The 17,856-nt window shown below is 69.6% G+C and carries 15 protein-coding genes; 7 read left to right on the top strand and 8 right to left on the bottom strand.

Going from position 1 to position 17,856, the window contains the following annotated elements:
* Positions 1 to 8: 8 nt before the first annotated feature.
* The 4 genes from ACX1DX_RS07370 to ACX1DX_RS07355 all read left to right on the top strand — a co-directional run bounded on the left by ACX1DX_RS07370 (position 9) and on the right by ACX1DX_RS07355 (position 4,076).
* Entirely contained in the window at positions 9 to 2,174 is a 2,166-nt protein-coding gene (locus ACX1DX_RS07370; RefSeq protein WP_459398111.1) for a leucine-rich repeat domain-containing protein, read from the top strand.
* A gap of 72 nt (positions 2,175 to 2,246) precedes the next feature.
* Complete coding sequence (gene purS, locus ACX1DX_RS07365; RefSeq protein ID WP_459398110.1) at positions 2,247 to 2,486, top strand: phosphoribosylformylglycinamidine synthase subunit PurS; 240 nt, start codon at positions 2,247 to 2,249, stop codon at positions 2,484 to 2,486.
* Positions 2,486 to 3,160: a phosphoribosylformylglycinamidine synthase subunit PurQ gene (purQ, locus tag ACX1DX_RS07360; RefSeq protein ID WP_182765290.1), complete on the top strand. Its 675-nt coding sequence runs from the start codon at positions 2,486 to 2,488 to the stop codon at positions 3,158 to 3,160. Before purS ends, purQ begins: the two co-directional genes overlap by 1 nt.
* A 106-nt stretch (positions 3,161 to 3,266) precedes the next feature.
* Positions 3,267 to 4,076 carry a sunset domain-containing protein gene (locus tag ACX1DX_RS07355; RefSeq protein ID WP_459398109.1) on the top strand — a complete coding sequence of 270 codons (810 nt, stop codon included), beginning with the start codon at positions 3,267 to 3,269 and terminating at the stop codon, positions 4,074 to 4,076.
* 151 nt (positions 4,077 to 4,227) lie between these two features.
* On the opposite strand, the gene ACX1DX_RS07350 is transcribed toward ACX1DX_RS07355, so the two are convergent.
* The 3 genes from ACX1DX_RS07350 to ACX1DX_RS07340 all read right to left on the bottom strand — a co-directional run bounded on the left by ACX1DX_RS07350 (position 4,228) and on the right by ACX1DX_RS07340 (position 7,250).
* Positions 4,228 to 5,382 (bottom strand): glycerate kinase, encoded by a 1,155-nt coding sequence (locus tag ACX1DX_RS07350; protein WP_459398108.1) that lies wholly within the window; start codon positions 5,380 to 5,382, stop codon positions 4,228 to 4,230.
* Between the two features lie 167 nt (positions 5,383 to 5,549).
* A complete protein-coding gene (locus ACX1DX_RS07345) occupies positions 5,550 to 6,428 on the bottom strand; it encodes a 2-hydroxy-3-oxopropionate reductase (protein ID WP_459398107.1) in 879 nt (292 codons plus the stop codon).
* Positions 6,429 to 6,461: 33 nt separating this feature from the next.
* Positions 6,462 to 7,250 (bottom strand): hydroxypyruvate isomerase family protein, encoded by a 789-nt coding sequence (locus ACX1DX_RS07340; protein ID WP_459398106.1) that lies wholly within the window; start codon positions 7,248 to 7,250, stop codon positions 6,462 to 6,464.
* A gap of 172 nt (positions 7,251 to 7,422) precedes the next feature.
* Here ACX1DX_RS07340 and pepN point away from each other — a divergent pair, with 172 nt between their 5' ends.
* On the top strand, positions 7,423 to 9,978 hold the full coding sequence (gene pepN, locus ACX1DX_RS07335; protein ID WP_459398105.1) for an aminopeptidase N: 2,556 nt from the start codon (positions 7,423 to 7,425) through the stop codon (positions 9,976 to 9,978).
* Positions 9,979 to 10,286: 308 nt separating this feature from the next.
* Positions 10,287 to 12,542 (top strand): phosphoribosylformylglycinamidine synthase subunit PurL, encoded by a 2,256-nt coding sequence (gene purL / locus ACX1DX_RS07330; protein WP_459398104.1) that lies wholly within the window; start codon positions 10,287 to 10,289, stop codon positions 12,540 to 12,542.
* Here the strand turns inward: purL and ACX1DX_RS07325 are convergent.
* A complete protein-coding gene (locus ACX1DX_RS07325) occupies positions 12,478 to 12,954 on the bottom strand; it encodes a hypothetical protein (RefSeq protein ID WP_459398103.1) in 477 nt (158 codons plus the stop codon). The two genes, purL and ACX1DX_RS07325, sit on opposite strands and share 65 nt — an antisense overlap.
* A 9-nt stretch (positions 12,955 to 12,963) precedes the next feature.
* Positions 12,964 to 13,542, bottom strand: a complete 579-nt coding sequence (locus ACX1DX_RS07320; protein WP_459398102.1) for an ArsR family transcriptional regulator — start codon at positions 13,540 to 13,542, stop codon at positions 12,964 to 12,966.
* A gap of 48 nt (positions 13,543 to 13,590) precedes the next feature.
* Between ACX1DX_RS07320 and ACX1DX_RS07315 the strand changes: the two genes are divergently transcribed.
* A complete protein-coding gene (locus ACX1DX_RS07315; RefSeq protein ID WP_459398101.1) occupies positions 13,591 to 14,931 on the top strand; it encodes a dipeptidase in 1,341 nt (446 codons plus the stop codon).
* Here ACX1DX_RS07315 and ACX1DX_RS07310 read toward each other — a convergent pair.
* From ACX1DX_RS07310 to ACX1DX_RS07300, 3 genes are read right to left on the bottom strand one after another with little or no spacing between them, the layout of a single operon-like run.
* Positions 14,911 to 15,465 (bottom strand): TlpA family protein disulfide reductase, encoded by a 555-nt coding sequence (locus ACX1DX_RS07310; protein ID WP_459398100.1) that lies wholly within the window; start codon positions 15,463 to 15,465, stop codon positions 14,911 to 14,913. The genes ACX1DX_RS07315 and ACX1DX_RS07310 overlap by 21 nt on opposite strands.
* Positions 15,458 to 16,396, bottom strand: a complete 939-nt coding sequence (gene ccsB / locus ACX1DX_RS07305; RefSeq protein ID WP_459398099.1) for a c-type cytochrome biogenesis protein CcsB — start codon at positions 16,394 to 16,396, stop codon at positions 15,458 to 15,460. The genes ACX1DX_RS07310 and ccsB overlap by 8 nt, the downstream gene beginning before the upstream one ends.
* Complete coding sequence (locus ACX1DX_RS07300) at positions 16,393 to 17,853, bottom strand: cytochrome c biogenesis ResB family protein (RefSeq protein WP_459398098.1); 1,461 nt, start codon at positions 17,851 to 17,853, stop codon at positions 16,393 to 16,395. The genes ccsB and ACX1DX_RS07300 overlap by 4 nt, the downstream gene beginning before the upstream one ends.
* Positions 17,854 to 17,856: the final 3 nt, after the last annotated feature.

Here is a 17,856-nt window from a genome sequence, read left to right as displayed (position 1 = left end):
GTTTCACGGTGGACAACCCGTCGTTCGTGAAGGTCATCAACGGCATCCGGGCCGATTTCGTGCTCGACGGGCAGTGGTGGACCTACTGGCACCGGCACTGGAGTGACGACTCCGGCTGGGGAAGCTGGACGCTCTCCGACCTGGGTGCGAGTAGCTACACCCCCGAGCCCGGGAGCGTGGAGGGCTGGTCGGTGTCGCCGTCGTCGGTGTTCGGCGGGGTTGCTCCGCGGTGGGCGGGTTACGCGCCCGGGGAACTGCCGGATCCCGCGCCCTTCGCCCCGGTGATCGAGGCCCAGCCGGTGGATGTGGTCACCGAGACCGGGTACGACGCGCGGTTCACCGTAGCGGTGAAGGCACGGCCCACGCCTGTCATCACCTGGGAGTCCTCCACCGACGGCGTCGCCTGGGTCCCCGTCGACGGCGCCACAGGCGCCACCCTCACGCTCGCCTCCGTCGCGTTGGCCGATGACGGCCGCCAGGTGCGTGCAGTGGCAACGAACGAGGCCGGGACGCTGCGCAGTGAGCCTGCAGGCCTGGCCGTGACCGACCCGACGGCGGTGGAGGTGCCGGACGCGAAGTTCCGTCTGTGCCTGACCGACCGGCTCGGGATCGCGGCTGACAAGCCACTCTCGCAGAAGCTCCTGACCGGGCTGACCGGCGAACTGACCTGCGCCGCGTCGAAGTACCGCACCATTACGGACGTCACCGGCGCCGAGCACCTCACCGGGATCTCGTCGCTGTCGTTCAGCGGACACAAGGTGGCGGACCTGACGCCCCTGAGCGGGCTCAAGAACCTCGAGACGCTCACCCTGACGGGCAACGCGCTGACCGACGTCTCGGCGCTGGCCGGCCTCACGGGGCTGACCTCCCTGTGGCTGGCGACCAATCAGATCACAGACGTCACGCCGCTGGCTGGGCTGACCGATCTGACCTCGCTCATGCTGAATTCCAACGCAGTCTCCGATGCCGGCGCACTGTCATCCCTGCTGCGGCTGAAGACCGTGGGCCTCAGCCGTAACCAGTTGACCAGCGTCAGCAACCTGGTGAGCGACTCGATCGGCGACCTGACCATCGACGCCAACTCCATCGCCGAGCTGGACCTCTCCGGGATGCCCAACCTCACCCGGGTGGTAGCGCACGACAACGGCTTCTCCTCGCTCGAGTCGCTGCGCGGGCTCACGTCGTTGCAGACCTTCGCCGCCCAGGGCAACCAGATCTCCGATCTGGCTCCGCTCAGCGGGTTGCCTTCCTTGGCGTCGCTGCTGGTGTCGAAAAACAAGATCTCGGACGTCACGCCGCTGGCGGCCTTCGAGTCGCTCACCTCCCTCGACCTGAGCAGCAACGCCATCGTCGACCTCAGCCCGCTGCAGGACCTCGTGGTCACGGATGCCAGCAAGGTACGGGCGCGCTACCAGAGCGTGGAGCAGCAGGTGGACACCGGCCGAGCCGTGAACGCGACGTCCATCACGCACCTCGATGGGTCGGACGTGGCCCTGACGCTGCCCGCCACCGTCAGCCGCACTGTCGGCGGGCGGCTGGTGTTCGAGGAGCCGGGGGCGTACACGCTCACCTGGAACAGCACGGTGACCGGCCGGGGTACCTTCGCGGGCTCCGTGCTCGTGACGGCCGCTGACCCGGTACCCGTCCCCACGCCCACCGTCACCGCCACCGCCGTCGTCACTGAGACCGCCATGCCGGTGCCGGCGCCCACCGTGACCGCCACGGCGGTGGTCACGCACACCGTGCAGGCGACGGCTGGGCGCACCGCCCCCTACACGCGGCCCGGGCTCCACGACGTAGGTGGTCGCCGCTGGTACACCGACTGCGAGACCTACTCGGTCACGGAACGCTGCCGCACCGACATCTGGGCCACCACCGTGACCCAGATGGACGGCCGGTACGAGGTGCGCCAGGGCTGGGCCTTCAACAACCTCACCTACCTCCCTGTGGAACGCGCGGTCTGGGAGGGCAACCCCCTCGCAGCCACCGGTGAATGGCGGGCCTCCGACGGCCGTGACTGGCGAACCGAGTGCGACACGGCCGCCACAGGCCATGGCGCCTGCCGCTCCTACGTCCGGGCGACGGCGGTGTCGGCCAAGCCCGGACCCGCCGGGGCCTACCGGTTCGAGCAGCACACCGGTTGGCGCCTGAACAACATCGTGTTGTTCAGCTGATCAGACACAGGACGTGGGCGGCTCGGAGAGACACTTCGGGCCGCCCAGCCCGTTTCCGGTACGATTGCCCCCATGCCACGCGTCGTTGTCAACGTCATGCCCAAGCCCGAGATCCTGGATCCTCAGGGCAAGGCCGTCACCGGTGCCCTGCAGCGGCTGGGCTTCCACGGGATGTCCGTGCGGCAGGGCAAGCGCTTCGAGATCGAGGTTGACGGCGACGTCACCCCCGAGATGCTCGCGCAGATCGGTAAGGCCGCAGAGACCCTGCTGGCCAACACGGTCATCGAATCCTTCGATGTGGTGACCGACTGATGACCCGCATCGGCGTCGTCACCTTCCCGGGGTCGCTCGACGACCACGACGCGCTGCGCGCTGTGCAACTCACCGGCGCCGAGGCCGTCCCGCTGTGGCACGGCTCGGATTCGATCGACGGCGTGGACGCGATCATCCTGCCCGGCGGCTTCTCCTACGGCGACTACCTGCGCTGTGGCGCCATCGCCCGCTTCAGCCCGATCATGGACACCATCATCGACGCCGCGAACAAGGGCATGCCCGTTCTCGGCATCTGCAACGGTTTCCAGCTCCTCTGCGAGGCGCACCTGCTCGAGGGCGCCATGATCCGCAACGCCGGCCAGCAGTTCATCTGCCGCGACGAGCGTCTGCGCGTCGAGACCATCGACACCGTCTGGACCGCCGCCTTCACCAAGGGCGACGAGATCACCATCGTGCTGAAGAACGGCGAGGGCAACTACCAGGCCACGCCCGAAACGCTGCGCAAGCTCGAGGACAACGACCAGGTCGTCTTCCGGTACCTGGACAACCCCAACGGCTCCGCCAATGACATCGCCGGCATCACCAACGAGCGCGGCAACGTCGTCGGTCTCATGCCGCACCCGGAGCACAACGTCGAGCCGCTCACGTCGCCCACCACGGACGGCGCGAGGTTCTTCGAGTCGGTCATCGGGTTCCTCGGCGCCCGCGTCTGACGCTTTCGGCTGCATAGCCCCACCCCGGGGATGGCGCCCAGTTCCGGCTGTGTCAGACTGCTCGGAACCGGGCGGGGGTCCCGGTGATTGGGGAAATGACATGTCCATGCGCAAAATTCTCGCGGGGATCGCCGCAGCCGTCATAGCGACGGCGGGGCTACTGGTCCCGACGCCCGCACAGGCCACCACGGGCGACGTGTACTCAACGCCCGGTGTGCAACTCATCAACGACCGCTACTGGCAGACGTCGTGCTCCAACTACTCGGCGACCATCATCCGGTGCACCACGGACATCTTCGCCACCAAGGTCTTCATGGAGAACGGCCAGTGGTACAAGCAGAACACCTGGGCCTTCAACAACCTCGCCTACCTCCCCTCGGCACGCCAGGCGTGGGCATCGAACCCGCTGGGCAACACCGGCTCCTGGACCTCGACGGACGGCCGCACGTGGCGCACCGAGTGTGACACCGCGGCCACCGGCTGGGGCGCGTGCCGCAACTACATCGTCGCCACCGTCGCCTCGGAGGCCGGGGGAGTCGTGAAGCAGGAGACCAAGGAGGTCTTCAACTCGATGGTGCGCTTCTCCACCTCCACGGTACCCGCCGTGACGACGATCCCGGCCCCGGCACCGTACCTGGCGCCGCCGGCTCCGGGCCCCAAGCAACTCCTCAGCGCAGCTGCCGCGCCCAGGCCAGCGGCGATCGCGGCTCCCGTCACGGTGGCCCCGGCGCCGACGTCGGGGTCCGCCTCGCCGAATGGCTGGAACTGCCCGTCGGCATATCCCATCAAGGGCAACGCGAACTCGATGATCTACCACATGCCCGATCAGCGCTACTACAGCCGCACGCAGCCCGAGGAGTGCTTCGCAACGCGTAGCGCGGCAGAGGCGGCCGGGTACCGGGCAGCCAAGGTGTGAGCGGCACCCTGTCGGATAGCTCTGACTGACCCTACTCGCCGCGGGTCAACAACCGCCCGGCCGGGCGCCGCGCGGCATACGGCGCTGACGCAGCGCCTCTTCCGCGTCGGCACGTTGCAGGTGCCGACGGCGCCCTGGGGCTGGTAGTTCGTCAGGCGTGGCCTTTTCGCTGGGGGAGCGGCGTCAACATCGACATCGCGAACTCTCGTCCGACCTCGCGCAGGAGCCTCGCCGCCTCGCGCATGCTCTCCTCCGGGCTGGTGGCCCGATCGGTGAGCGCGTAGAGAGCGGTGAATCCTGCTTGCTGCCATTGGTCGTCGTCGAGCAGGGACCTGCCGCACACGATCACGGCGGGCACCCCGACCTTCCTGGCGGCGGCGAGCACGCCCATCGGGGCCTTGCCTCCCAGGGACTGCTCGTCCAGGCTGCCCTCGCCGGTGATGGCGAGATCCGCCCCGACCAATGCCTGAGGCACGCCCACGAGCTCGGCCACGAGTTCGGCCCCCGGTCGTGATTCAGCCCCGAGCCCAGCGAGGGCCGCGAAGCCGACCCCACCGGCCGCGCCCGCGCCCGGGAGCAGATCCACTCCTGGCGGAAGCCCGATGGCCTCGCCGAGGAGGTTCGCCCAGCGCCCCAAGGCGTCGTCGATGACGGGGATGGCGTCCGGGGTCAGGCCCTTCTGGGGCCCGAACACGGCAGCGGCGCCTCTGGGTCCGCAGAGCGGGTTGTCCACGTCGTTGGCCAGCACGAAACGCGTGGCGGCCAGCCGCGGGTCGAGCCCGGAGGCGTCGACCAGTGCGAGGTCGGCCACCGGACCGCCACCGGGACCCACTGGGGAGCCATCGGCGGCAAGGAGCCGGACCCCGAGGGCTTCCAACATGCCTGCGCCACCGTCGGTGGAGCCGGAGCCGCCCACGCCGAGGACGATGGTGCTGGCCCCGGCATCGAGTGCTTCGCGCACCAGTTCTCCGGTGCCGAACGACGAGGCCCGGAGACCATCGCGTTCAGCTGCGGGGATGAGTTCGAGGCCGGAGGCCGCCGCCATCTCGATGACGGCCTCCGAGTCGCGAAGTGCCCAGTGGGCGTTGACTCCGTGGCCGAGTGGGCCGTGCACCGTGGCGGTGCGCCGCTCGTAACCGGCCGAGATGGCCGCCTCGACCGTGCCCTCCCCGCCGTCGGCGACGGGGAGGGACACGATCTCTGCGCCTTCACCCATCACGTCGCGGATACCCGCGGCGATGGCCTCGACAACCTCATCCGCAGCCAGGGAACCCTTGAATTTGTCGGGGGCGATGACGACCAACACGAAGGCCTCCTCAGTCGCCGGCGGGCGACGGTCCGCGGGTCTCGATGTCGGACTCGAGCTCCGTCATCTGGACGTCGATACGCAGGTGGATGAGGACCGGGTCATGAGGGGTCTCCTTAGTGGGTGCGACTGTCGTCGTCGTGGATGGTCCGGCTGGGGGGAGTGGCTCAGCTCTTGCCGGCCAGGTCCTGCGCGAGCTTCAGCAGAGCCGAGTGGTCCAGCGATCCGTACCCGCGCTGGCGGGCGGAGTTCATGAGCTGGGCGACGATCGCGCCGACGGGGAGGATGACCCCCGCCTCGCGGGCCGCAGAGGTGACGATTCCGAGGTCCTTGTGGTGCAGGTCGATGCGGAACCCGGGAGCGAACTCGCCCTTGATCATCGAGGCGGCCTTGCGGTCGAGGATGCGGTTCCCGGCGAGGCCCCCGGCGAGTACCTGAACGGCGGCTTCGAGGTCGACGCCGTGGGCCTCGAGGAAGACGAGCGACTCGGCCACGAGCTGGATGGTGCCGGCCACGATGAGCTGGTTGGCAGCCTTGACCGTCTGGCCGCTACCGGCCGGGCCGACGTGCACGATGGTGGTACCGACGGCCTCGAGCACGGGGCGGGCCTCCTCCAACACGCCCGAGTCGCCGCCCACCATGATCGACAGGCTGCCCTCGACCGCACCGGCCTCGCCGCCCGACACGGGGGCGTCGATGGCGCGGATGCCGGCTTCGGTGGCCTGTTGCGCGAGGCGCTGGGCGACGTCTGGGCGGATGGTGGATGTGTCGATCCAGATGGCGCCCCGCTTCGCGTTGGCGAACACTCCCTCGTCACCGGTCACCACGGCCTCGACGTCGGGAGAATCCGGCACCATCGTGATGATGACGTCGGCGTCCTTCACTGCCTCGGCGACGGACGTGGCGCCCTGGCCGCCTTCGGCGGCGAACTGCTGCACCTTCCCTGGGCTGCGGTTGAAGGCGACGACGGGGTGGCCCGCCTTGACGAGGTTCCTTGCCATGGGGAGCCCCATGATGCCCAGGCCGATGAATGCGATGTTGGTCATGAGAACGCCTTTCGAAGAATGGGTGGGAGCGGGTCAGATGCCGGGGAGGACTCCCTGGCCGACGAAGGCGAAGGGCTCGTCGGGCAGCTTGTACTCAAGGCCGATGTAGCCGTCGTAGCCGAGTTCCTTCGAGCGTTCGAGCCAGGTGGCCAGCGGGAGGCTGCCGGTGCCGGGGGCGCCCCGGCCGGGGAAGTCGGCGATCTGGATGTGGCCAAAGTCGGCTGCGTGGTCCTCGATCACGGCGGCGACGTCGTCATTGTTGGCGGCGAGGTGGAAGAAGTCGGCGAGCAGCTTGACGTTGTCACGACCCACTTCGGCGATGACGGCGAGCACATCGGCGGCGGTCTTCAGGCGGTAGCCCTCGGCACCCGACACGGGCTCAACGAGCACGGTGCCACCGATCCGGTCGACGGCGTCCGCAGCTTTGCGGAGCATCGCTACGGCGTGCGCGTCCTGTTCGTCCGGGGTGTAGGCGTCGTCGCGTAGGCCGTAGAGCGCGTTGAAGGCGCGGCAGCCGGTGCGCTCCCCGATGCCGGCGACCACGTCCAGGTTGGCGACGAACTCATCCTCTCGGCCCGGGAGCGACACGAGGCCACGCTCACCCCGTGCCATGTCCCCGGCGTTGAAGTTGAGGCCGGTGAGTTGCACGCCCGCGTTGCGCAGCGAGGCCTCGAAGGCCCCGATCTCGGCTGCCTGCGGGATGGAGGTGGCGAAGGGCCACCAGAACTCGACCGCATCGAATCCCGCGTCCCGTGCTGCCTGCGCGCGCTCGAGCAGCGGCAGCCCGGTCAGGAGGATGGAGCAGTTCACGGTGTAGGACATGAGACATCCTCGTCTTTCGCCATGGAAGTATCCCTTACTTCTAGGGAAACCCTAACCGCACCCCCGAACCTGAAGTACCCCCTGTCACCGGGCCGATCCCACTGGACGATCCTGCTCCACACCGGAGGCGCACGCCGAGGTGGCGCGATGCTCACGTCTAGACTCAGGCTCCATGTCGTCTGCGAACCTCAGCCAGCAGGAAACCGCCCATCGTGCCGCCACCCTCGAGGTGCACGCGTACCACGTCGAGGTCGACGTGCGGGACGCGGTCGATCCGGCGCACCACGACTTCCCCGTCGCGGCGCTCCTCACCCTCACCGCGGCCGAGGGCGAGACGTGGCTCGATTTCCTCGGCGAAGTGGACAGTCTGCTCTTCGACGGCGAGCCGCAACCCGTGCAGTATGACGGCGCCCGGCTCCGCCTCACCGACCTGCCGGTGGGTCGTCGCTGCGAGGTGCTGGTCGGGGCGCGCGCCCGCTATTCCCGCACGGGGGAGGGCCTGCACCGCTTCGTGGACCCGGTGGACGGCGAGACCTACCTGTACACGCAGTACGAACCCGCCGACGCGCGGCGCGTCTTCCCCACCATGGAGCAGCCCGATGTGCGGGCCCCCTTCACCTTCTCGCTCACCGGTCCGGCTGGTTGGTGGTTCGGCTCCAACCAGCCCGAAGCGAACCGGACGCCGGTCTCCGACGGCGTGGTGCGGGTCGATTTCGAGCCCACGGCCACGCTGTCGACGTACATCACCTGCCTCTGCGCGGGCCCGTACCACCGGGTGACCGCGGCGTGGACCGGTGCTCCGCTGGGCGCTCGCCAACCCACGGGCCCGTCAGGAACCCGGGAACTCGAACTCGGGCTGCTCTGCCGCAGGAGCCTCGTGCAGCACCTGGACGCCGAGGAACTGTTCCGCGTCACCAGGGCCGGCCTCGACTGGTTCACCGAGAACTTCGGCCCGTACCCGTGGGGCACCAAGTACGACCAGATCTTCGTGCCCGAATACAACCTCGGCGCCATGGAGAACCCGGGGCTGGTCACGTTCACCGAGCAGTACCTCTTCCGCTCCACTCCCACGCCGGCGCAGTTGCAGGGGCGCGCCAACACCGTGCTGCACGAGATGAGCCACATGTGGTTCGGCGACCTCGTCACCCCGCGCTGGTGGGGAGACCTGTGGCTGAAGGAATCCTTCGCCGAGTTCATGGGCACCCACGTCTCCGTCGAGGCCGCGGGCTTCGACGAGGGCTGGGTCAACTTCGCCACCCAGCGCAAGGTGGGCGCCTACCTCGCCGATTCCATGCCCACCACCCATCCCGTGGTCGCCGACATCCCGGACCTCGAGGCGGCCAAGACCAACTTCGACCGCATCACCTACTCCAAGGGCGCCTCCGCTCTCACGCAGCTGGTGCACTTCGTCGGCCTCCCCGCGTTCCTCGCGGGATCGCGTCGCTACTTCACGGCGCATGCCTTCTCCTCCGCCACGCTGGCGGACTTCATCGACGCGTTGGCCGCAGAGACCGACCGGGACCTGAGCACCTGGAGCGCTGCCTGGCTGCAGACCTCCGGCCACGACACCCTGAGCGCCACCGTCCTGGCCGAGCCGGACGACGGCACCGTGCGCGAACTCGTCGTGCACCGCGACTTCTTCGGCGCCGGCGACACCGACGCGTGCCGGCCCCACGCCACCACGGTGGGCCTCTACCGCCTGGTGGGTGACCGGTTGGAGCTCGACAGCCGCCACGACGTGGTGCTCACCGCCGGTGAAACGCCCGTGGCCGCCGCCGTCGGCCGGCCGCTGCCGGACGCCGTGCTGCTCAACGACCTGGATCACACCTTCGCCCGGGTCGCCCTCGACGAGACGTCGCGCGGCTACCTGCTGGGCCACGTCGGCGACCTCGAGCCGCTTCCGCGGGCCGTCGCCTGGACCGCGCTGTGGCAGGACGTCCGCGCCGGTCACCTGGAGACGGGCGCCTTCGTCGCGTCGGTGCTGGGGGCTGGCGAGAGGCAGACCGGCGTGCTCGCCTCGCTGCTCGAGCGCGCCTTCATCGCGGTGTCGCGGTACAGCACCGACCCGCGCCTGGCCGAGCAGTGGCGCGACGGTGCCCGCGCGGCCACCGGGGCCGCCGAGGCCGGCTCCCCGGAGCAGTTGCTATGGGCCCGCGCGTACCTCCGCGCGGCCGCGCTGGCCGCCCAGGACGTGCGGTGGGTGCTCGACGGTGGGATCGACGGGCTCGAACTCTCGCCGGATCTCACCTGGCTGGCGTGGCAGAGCCTCTCGACGCAGGGCGCCGCCACCGATGCCGAACTCGATGCCGCGTTGGCGGCCGACGACACCGCGGCCGGGCGCACGGCGCGCCTGTGGGCCTGGGCTTCGCGCCCGGAGGCGGCGGTGAAGGAGGAGGCGTGGCGCCGGGCGCACGCCGTCGGCGGGGAGACCAACGACGCCGTCGACGCCCTGCTGGCCGGCTTCACGGCACCCGGCCAACGGGAACTGAGGGAACCGTACGCGGGACGGTACTTCGCCTCGCTTGAGGAGGTGTGGCGCGACCACCCCATCGAGATCGCCATGCGGCTCGTGCGGGGCGGGTTCCCGGAGGGCGGGCACGCGGCGGGCCGTGACTGGCTCGCCTCGCACCCCGACGCCCCGGCGACCTTGGTGCGACTCGTCCGCGAGGAGATCCACGAGGACGAGATCGCCACCTCGGTCAGGGGTCAGCGCTTACCGCGGCCCTGATGGCGTGCGGGATGTCCACGAGGCCGCCGCCCTGGCGGTGCACCGGTTCGGCCAGCCCATCTTGGGGCAAGAAGCCTCAGATGAAGGGGTCAGCAGTGGTGGTGAGCAGCGTCCGGACCTCGTACGGATCCAACCTGGGAATGTCCACGACTACTTCGTCGTGGAGAAGGAATGGGTCATCATGCAGGACGAGGAGGTCAGTCTCTCCCCTTGCCGATCGGCACAGGCGGGTCTTCCACCCCTGGGGGTCAGGACGTCGTCGCTGAGCACGCGAGGCGGTTCCGAGCGCGGCGCGGTAGATTGTCCCCGTGGTAGACACCGTTGAGAATGCCTTCCAGAGCCCCGACGTCGAGCAGCCGTACGCTGCGCTCGGCGTCAAGGACGACGAATACCAGATGATCCGTGACATCCTCGGCCGGCGCCCCACGTCGGCGGAACTGGCGATGTATTCGGTGATGTGGTCCGAACACTGCTCGTACAAGTCGTCGAAGGTGCACCTGAAGAAGTTCGGCACCCTGTCCCAGGAGACCCCGCGGGGACCGCTCCTGGCGGGCATCGGCGAGAACGCCGGCGTCGTCGACATCGGTCAGGGCTACGCCGTCACGTTCAAGGCGGAGTCCCACAACCACCCGTCGTTCGTCGAGCCGTACCAGGGCGCCGCCACCGGCGTCGGCGGCATCGTCCGCGACATCCTGGCCATGGGCGCGCGTCCCATCGGCGTGATGGATTCGCTGCGCTTCGGCCCCCTCGACGCCGACGACACCCGGCGGGTGCTGCCCGGCGTCGTCTCCGGCGTCGGCGGCTACGGCAACTGCCTCGGCCTGCCCAACATCGGCGGCGAGGTCCAGTTCGACACCTCCTACCTGGGCAACCCGCTGGTCAACGCCCTCTGCGTGGGCGTCCTGCGCCACGAGGACCTCCACCTGGCGCACGCCTCCGGTGTCGGCAACCAGGTGATCCTGTTCGGTGCGGCCACGGGCGGCGACGGCATCGGCGGCGCGTCAATCCTCGCGTCGGAGACGTTCGACGAGGACGGCCCGGCGAAGCGCCCCAGCGTCCAGGTGGGCGACCCGTTCATGGAGAAGCTGCTGATCGAGTGCACCCTGGAGCTGTTCCAGGCGGGCATCATCAACGGCATCCAGGACTTCGGCGCCGCAGGCATCTCCTGCGCCACCTCGGAACTGGCCTCCGCCGGCGACGGCGGCATGTTCGTCAACCTCAACCTGGTGCCGCTGCGTGACCCCAACCTCGCTCCTGAGGAGATCCTCATGAGCGAGTCGCAGGAGCGCATGATGGCCGTGGTCGAGCCCGGCAACGTCGAGCGGTTCATGGAGATCTGCCGCAAGTGGGACGTCCAGGCCACCGTCGTGGGAGAGGTCATCGAGGGTGACCGCCTGCTGATCGAATGGAACGGCGAGACCATCGTCGACGTCGATCCCAAGACTGTCGCGCACGAGGGCCCGGTCTACGAGCGCCCGTACCACCGCCCCGAGTGGCTGGACGACGTGCAGGCGGACCGCGCCGAGGACCTGCCGCGCGACAACACCGCCGAGGGCCTGCGCACCGCGCTGCTCCGGGTGCTGGCGCACGGCAACGTGGCGGACAAGACGTGGGTCACGCAGCAGTACGACCGCTACGTGCGCGGCAACACCATCCTGGCGCAGCCGGAGAACTCGGGAATGCTGCGCATCGACGAGGAGACCGGCCTGGGCATCGCGCTCGCGCTGGACGCCAACTCGCGTTTCACCTACCTCAACCCGTACCTGGGCGCCCAGCATTCGCTGGCCGAGGCCTACCGCAACGTGGCGGTCACCGGCGCGGAACCGGTGGCTATCACGGACTGCCTGAACTTCGGCTCGCCGGAGGACCCGGAGGTCATGTGGACCTTCGCGGAGGCCATCCTGGGTCTGGTCGACGCCTGCCGCGAGCTGGGCATCCCTGTCACCGGCGGCAACGTGTCGCTGTACAACCAGACGGCGGAGGAGCCCATCCTCCCCACGCCCACCGTCGGCGTGCTCGGCGTGATCGACGACGTGGCCACCCGCATCCGCGCGTCGTTCACGCATCCCGGTGATTCCATCCTGCTGCTCGGCGAGACCGGCGAGGAACTTTCCGGCTCCATCTGGGAGGCGGCCGCGCACGACGGCCACCTGGGCGGCCTGCCGCCGGTGGTCAAGCTGGGCGCCGAGATGGCACTGGCCAAGGTCATGGGCGAGGCCGCCAGGCGCGGCCTGCTCTCGTCGGCGCACGACCTGAGCGAGGGCGGCCTGGGGGTGGCGCTCGCGGAGTCGGCGTTCAAGGGTGGCACCGGTTTCGCGGTGACGCTGCCCGAGGGCGACCCCACCGTCGAGTTGTTCGCGGAGTCCGCGGCGCGCGCGATCGTGTCGCTGGCCGGCGGCGACGTCGCCGACTTCGAGGCGCTCTGCGCCGAGCACGGCGTGCCGGTGCAGCGCCTGGGCGAGGTCACGGAGGGTGACGAGTTCGAGTTCGTCGGTCAGTTCACGGTGTCGGCTGAGGAGGCGAGGAGCGTTTGGCTCTCGCCGATTCCCGCTGCGATGGCCTAGGCCGCAACTCGCCGAGTTCGCGCGCGAACTCCCACGCCTCTTCCACGTCCTCCATGGTGGCGCCGGGGCGCTTCGTCGATCCGTACTCGGTGGCGTTGCGCACCAGGCGCAACCACTCGAAACCGAAGGTGTCGAACCCCTCGAGCAGGATGCCCGCGGCCTGACCGGTGGCCGCGTGCGAGCCGGCGGATTTCGCCCGGAGCCCGTGTTCCAGCAGCAGCGCCGTGAGTTCCTTGCGGATGGCGTCATAGGCCAGTGAGAAGGCGCCGGCCACGTCCGTGTGCCCGATCATCCGCGAACTGGCCAGGTGTGCCCGCGCCTGCTCGCGCAGGGTGGCCACCTGCTGGGGGTCCCGCGCCACGGACTCGACGCGGCGCTCTTTGATGAGGTCTGCCAGGGCCGAGCGCGACATGCTGCCAGCTTACGACAGCGTCAGTGGCACGAGTGGGCCGGAGCGGACGGTCTTGGCGAAGCCCGTGGTGGGCTGGTGCCACTCCTCCGCGGGGAGCACCGTCAGGTTGACGTCGCGGCGCAGGAGCCCGGTCGCCTCGGCCTGCACTCGGCTCGCCGAGCGGCGGGACACGGCGCCGATCACCAGCACGTCGACGTCCTCGGGGTACGGGCCGGGGTCGCCCAACCGGCGCGCGGCCCAGGACCCGTAGAGGTAGGCCTCCTCCACGCCCTTCAGCCGTGACAGCAGGGACGGCAGCACCGCGGGGGGTCCGTAGGTGAGCGTCAGCATCTCGGTGAGCGACGGCGTGAGCGGATGCGCGGGATCCGCCCGGACCAGCCGGGCCCGCCCGATGCGGCGCTCGCGGATGATGCCGGCCTCGGCCAGCCGCTCCACCTCCGTGTGCACCGTGCTGAGCCCCGCGTCGAGGAGGCGGGAGAGGTCGGTGAGCGTGTACTCCTTCTCCGGGTGCAGGAACAGCGCGGCCAGCAGTTCCCCCTGGAGGTCCGTGCGCAGGAGCGGCGCGATCATCGGGGGCCGTTGTTTCATGCAAACAGAATACATCTTCGGCTCACGCGGAAGTAGTAGTCTGGGCCCATGAGCCTGCATGACCGCGTCAACGTTGTACTGCCGTCCGTCCTCGCCGACCTCGAGCGTCTCATCGCCATCCCCTCGATCTCGTCGGTGCCCCAGCACGATGATGACGTACTGACAGCCGCGGAGATGGTGGCCGAACTGCTGCGCGAGGCGGGGTGCCCCCAGGTGGAGTTCCTCGAGGCCGGCGGCAAGCCGGCCGTCTACGGTCATTTCCCGGCGCCCGAGGGGCAGCCCACAGTGCTGCTGTACGCCCACTACGACGTCCAGCCCATCGGGGATCCCGAGGCGTGGACCACGCCGGCGTTCAGCGCGTCGGAGCGCAACGGCCGCCTGTACGCGCGCGGGTCCGCGGACGACAAGGCGGGCGTCGCGCTTCATCTGGCCGCGCTGCGCGCCTTCGAGGGCAAGCCCCCGGTGGGCGTGAAGGTCTTCATCGAGGGCGAGGAGGAGATCGGCTCCCCGTCGATGCAGCAACTCCTGGACACCTTCGGCGCACAACTGGCCGCCGATGTCTTCATCATCGCGGATTCCATGAACTGGACGGTGGGCCAGCCGGCGCTCACTACCACGCTGCGCGGCCTCATCGACGCGGTGGTCACGGTCTCCACGCTCGAATCTGGCGTGCACTCCGGCCAATGGGGCGGCCTCGCGCCAGACGCGCTGACCACCCTGTGCCGGGTGCTGGCCACCCTGCACGACGACAAGGGCAACGTCGCCATCGAGGGGCTGGCCGTCGACCCCGAGCCCACCATTGATTACGAGGACGACGCACAGCTCCGTGCGGAGGCGGGCATCCTCGACGGCGTGCAGTGGATCGGCGAGGGCAAGGCCTCGGCGCGCATGTGGACGAAGCCTGCCTGCTCCGTGCTGGCCATCGACGCCACGTCCGTCAAGGACGCGTCGAACACGCTCATCGCGTCGGCCCGCGCCAAGGTGAGCGTCCGCCTCGCCCCGGGCGACGACCCCGTCGCCGCGGACCGGGCGCTGCGCGAGCACCTGATCAGGCACACCCCCTGGGGGGCCCAGATCGACATCCAGTCGGAGCGCGGGGGAGCGGGCAGCCGCACCTCGCTCGACGACGAGCGAGCCCGCTCCGCCGTTGCCGCCATCCGCGAGGCGTTCGGTGTCGAGCCCGTGGAGATGGGCATCGGCGGCTCCATCCCGATCGTCGGTGAGTTCGCCAGCCGCAACGAGGGCGCGCTGGTGCTGGTCACCGCCGTGGTGGATCCCACCTCGCGGATGCACGGCACCGACGAGTCCCTGGACCTGGGCGACTTCGCCAAAGCTGCGCTGGCGGAAACCCTCCTCCTGCAGAAGCTCTCAACCGGCGATCTTGGCTAGTTCCTCGTCCATCTGGGCGCGGTTCAGGGTGCCGGCGCGGACAGACCGCACGCTGCCGTCCGCGTCGATGAAGAAGTGCATAGGCACGCCGCGCACCTGGTACTGGGCCGAGACCTGCGTGGTGGGGTCCACGAGGTGCGTGTACGACAGCCCGAGTTTCTCGGCGTAGGGCGCGACGTCGCGCGTGGTCTCGCCCAGGTACACGGCCAGCACCTCGACGTCGTCGTGGGCCAGATGGGCTGCCTGGACGTCGGGGTTCTCCGCCCGGCAGGAGGCGCACCACGTCGCGTTGAACATCAGCCACACCGGCCTGCCCTCGTAATCGGAGAGCCGCACGGCAGCTTCGTCGATGGTGAGGGCGGCGAAGTCGGCGGCGCTCTCGCCGACCCTCGGGGCGCGGCCGCCACCTTCGGCGACTGTCACCTCGCTCACGGCGCCCTCGGCGGTGCCGCCGCGAAGCAGCCAGACCCCGCCCAGGATCAGAGCGGTGGTGAGCACGAGCACCACGACGGAGACGATGCGGTTGTTACCCATACGAGTGCAGCCCGCCGAAGAAGTGGTTGCCGAAGTAGGCGAACAGCACCATGGCGAAGCCGATGACCAGCAACCACGCGGCCTTCTTCCCGCGCCAGTTCCGCACCACACGGGCGTGCAGGTAGCCGCCGTAGATCAGCCACGTCACGAACGCTGCGGTCTCCTTCGGGTCCCAGCCCCAGTAACGACCCCAGGCGGTGTCGGCCCAGATCGCGCCCAGCACGATCATGATCGTGATGAGCGGGAACGTGAGCGCCGCGGCGCGGTAGCCGATGTCGTCCAGGGTGTCCTGGCCGGGCAGCCAGCGCGCCTTGACCTTCGGGCGCACCAGCCAGAGGACAGCGGCGGCGAACGAGACGCAGGCGGTGCCGTAGGAAATCACAGCGAACCCGACGTGCAGCGTCAGCATCACCGAGTTCTGCAGTGCCGGCACCAGCGGATTGACGGTCGCGTCGAGGTTCATCGCGTAGACCATCATCCCGAGCGACACCGGCAGCACCGCCAGCGACAGGGCGCGGAGCCGGTAGAGCCACTCGAACACCAGATAGGCCAGCAGGATGCCCCAGGCGAAGGCCACGGCGAACTCGTGCTGGTTGGAGAACGGGCCGTGGCCCGTCACCGACATGCGGATGCCGATGTAGGCCGTCAGCAGCAGCAGCGACATGACCGTGAACGCGGTGCCGTACCACGCCAGGCCGTGGCTGCCCGTGCGGGCGGTGTCGGCCTGCGGCGTGACCCCGTAGTCCGCGTAATCGGGCGCTGGCAGGCCACCGACGGTGGGCCCGCCGCTACCCACGAGTTCCCGCGACGTGGCAGCCTCGGCCCGCTCGAGGGCCCGTTTCTTCGAGGTGACGGCGCCGATGTTCAGCAGGAGCGCCAACCCGGCCACGATGACCGCGCCCGTCAGGCAGTACTCAGCGAGTTCCATCATGGCTTCGGTGCCCTTCCGGTGGTGATCTCAGAGACGACGCGCGTGAATTCGCGCTCGAACAGGACGTCGACCTTCTCCGACGACGCGACGCGCACGCAACTGCCGTCGCCGTCGGGGGTGATGCGCACCCAGATGCGCCGGTGCCGCAGCATGAAGGTCAGGAACATGCCGAACACCATCAGCGCCGATCCTGCCCAGACCCACGCGGTGCCCGGGTCGGAGCGCACCGTGATACCGGTGAACTGGATCTCGCGCTCGAACGTGAATGTGAGCCCACCAGCCTCCACGGGCGCACCTTGCGCGGCGGGCAGGACGGCCAGCGGCTCGTCGGCGCCCTCGGGGTAGACCTCGAAGACGGCCTCGCCGGCGGGGATCGTCGACCCCGAGCGGCCCGACGCGGGGGTGACGACGATGACTTCGAGGCCCTTGTCGGGGATCTCGAAGCGGCCGAGCGCGTTGCTGCCGTCGCGGCTGGTCCACTGCAGCGGCACGCCGCCGATGAACAGGGTGGTGTCGCCTTCGGCCACGAGGATCATCGTCGCGATGCCGAAGCTGGCCTGGTGGTACTTGACGCCGTCGAAGCGCAGCGGCTCGTTGACCCGCACCTCGCGCTGCTCTGCGACCGGGACGCCGTCCTCGTGCACCACCAGGTGCGAGACGTAGTCGACGGGGCGGCCGTCCTCGCTGTAGGCGTCATGGAAGGAGACGGCCTCCACCTCGTAGCCGGTGCCGTTGCCGACGGCGACCTTCGTCCCGACGGGGACGTTGAGGTGGGTGTCGAGTCCCCAGAACGCGCTCACTACGAAACCCATCAGGATGATGACGAAGCTCGCATGGGCGATCGCGGTGCCGAAGGGCCCCCAGCGGAACCGGTCGGCGTAGAGGTTCAGGCCGGGGCCGCGGTCGTCGTCGAGCACCCGGAAGCGCCGGCCCCGTAGCGCCCTGCGGGCCACCGCCTCCACCCGCTCCGGCGCGACGGGGATGGTGCGCCCGGCGCGGTAGCGGGCGTGGCTGAAGAAGCCCTCGGTCACGTGCAGGTGGGGACGCGTGGCGCGCTTCCACAGCATGGGGACCCGGTGGGTGGTGCAGGCGATGATCGACAGGGCCAGCAGGGCCACGACGGCGAGGAAGGGCACCGACCGGTACATGTTGAAGAAGCCGAGGAAGTGGAGGACATCGGTCCAGCCCCCGAAGCGTGGGCGGACGGAGTCGAGCCACTGCTGCGCCGAGGCAGGGTCATCCAGCACGCTGCCTGGCGCCTGCGCCACCAGGGTGCCGAGGAGGGTGAGGAAGGCCATGGCCAGGATGATGGCGAGGCCGACGACCTTGTTGTGCAGGAACCGGTAGACGGAGCGGAACGGCCCTTCGCGGCGCCCCCTCGGCGCGTCCTCGGGCTCATCACCGAGCACGAGCGGGTCCTCGGGGGCGCTCAGGGGTCGGTCGTCGAGCTGGCTCATGGG

It is taken from the genome of Tessaracoccus zhenghani (genome assembly GCF_054552775.1).
The sequence above is the reverse complement of the archived record's forward strand: the minus strand, read 5'-3'. Positions and strand labels throughout refer to the sequence as shown.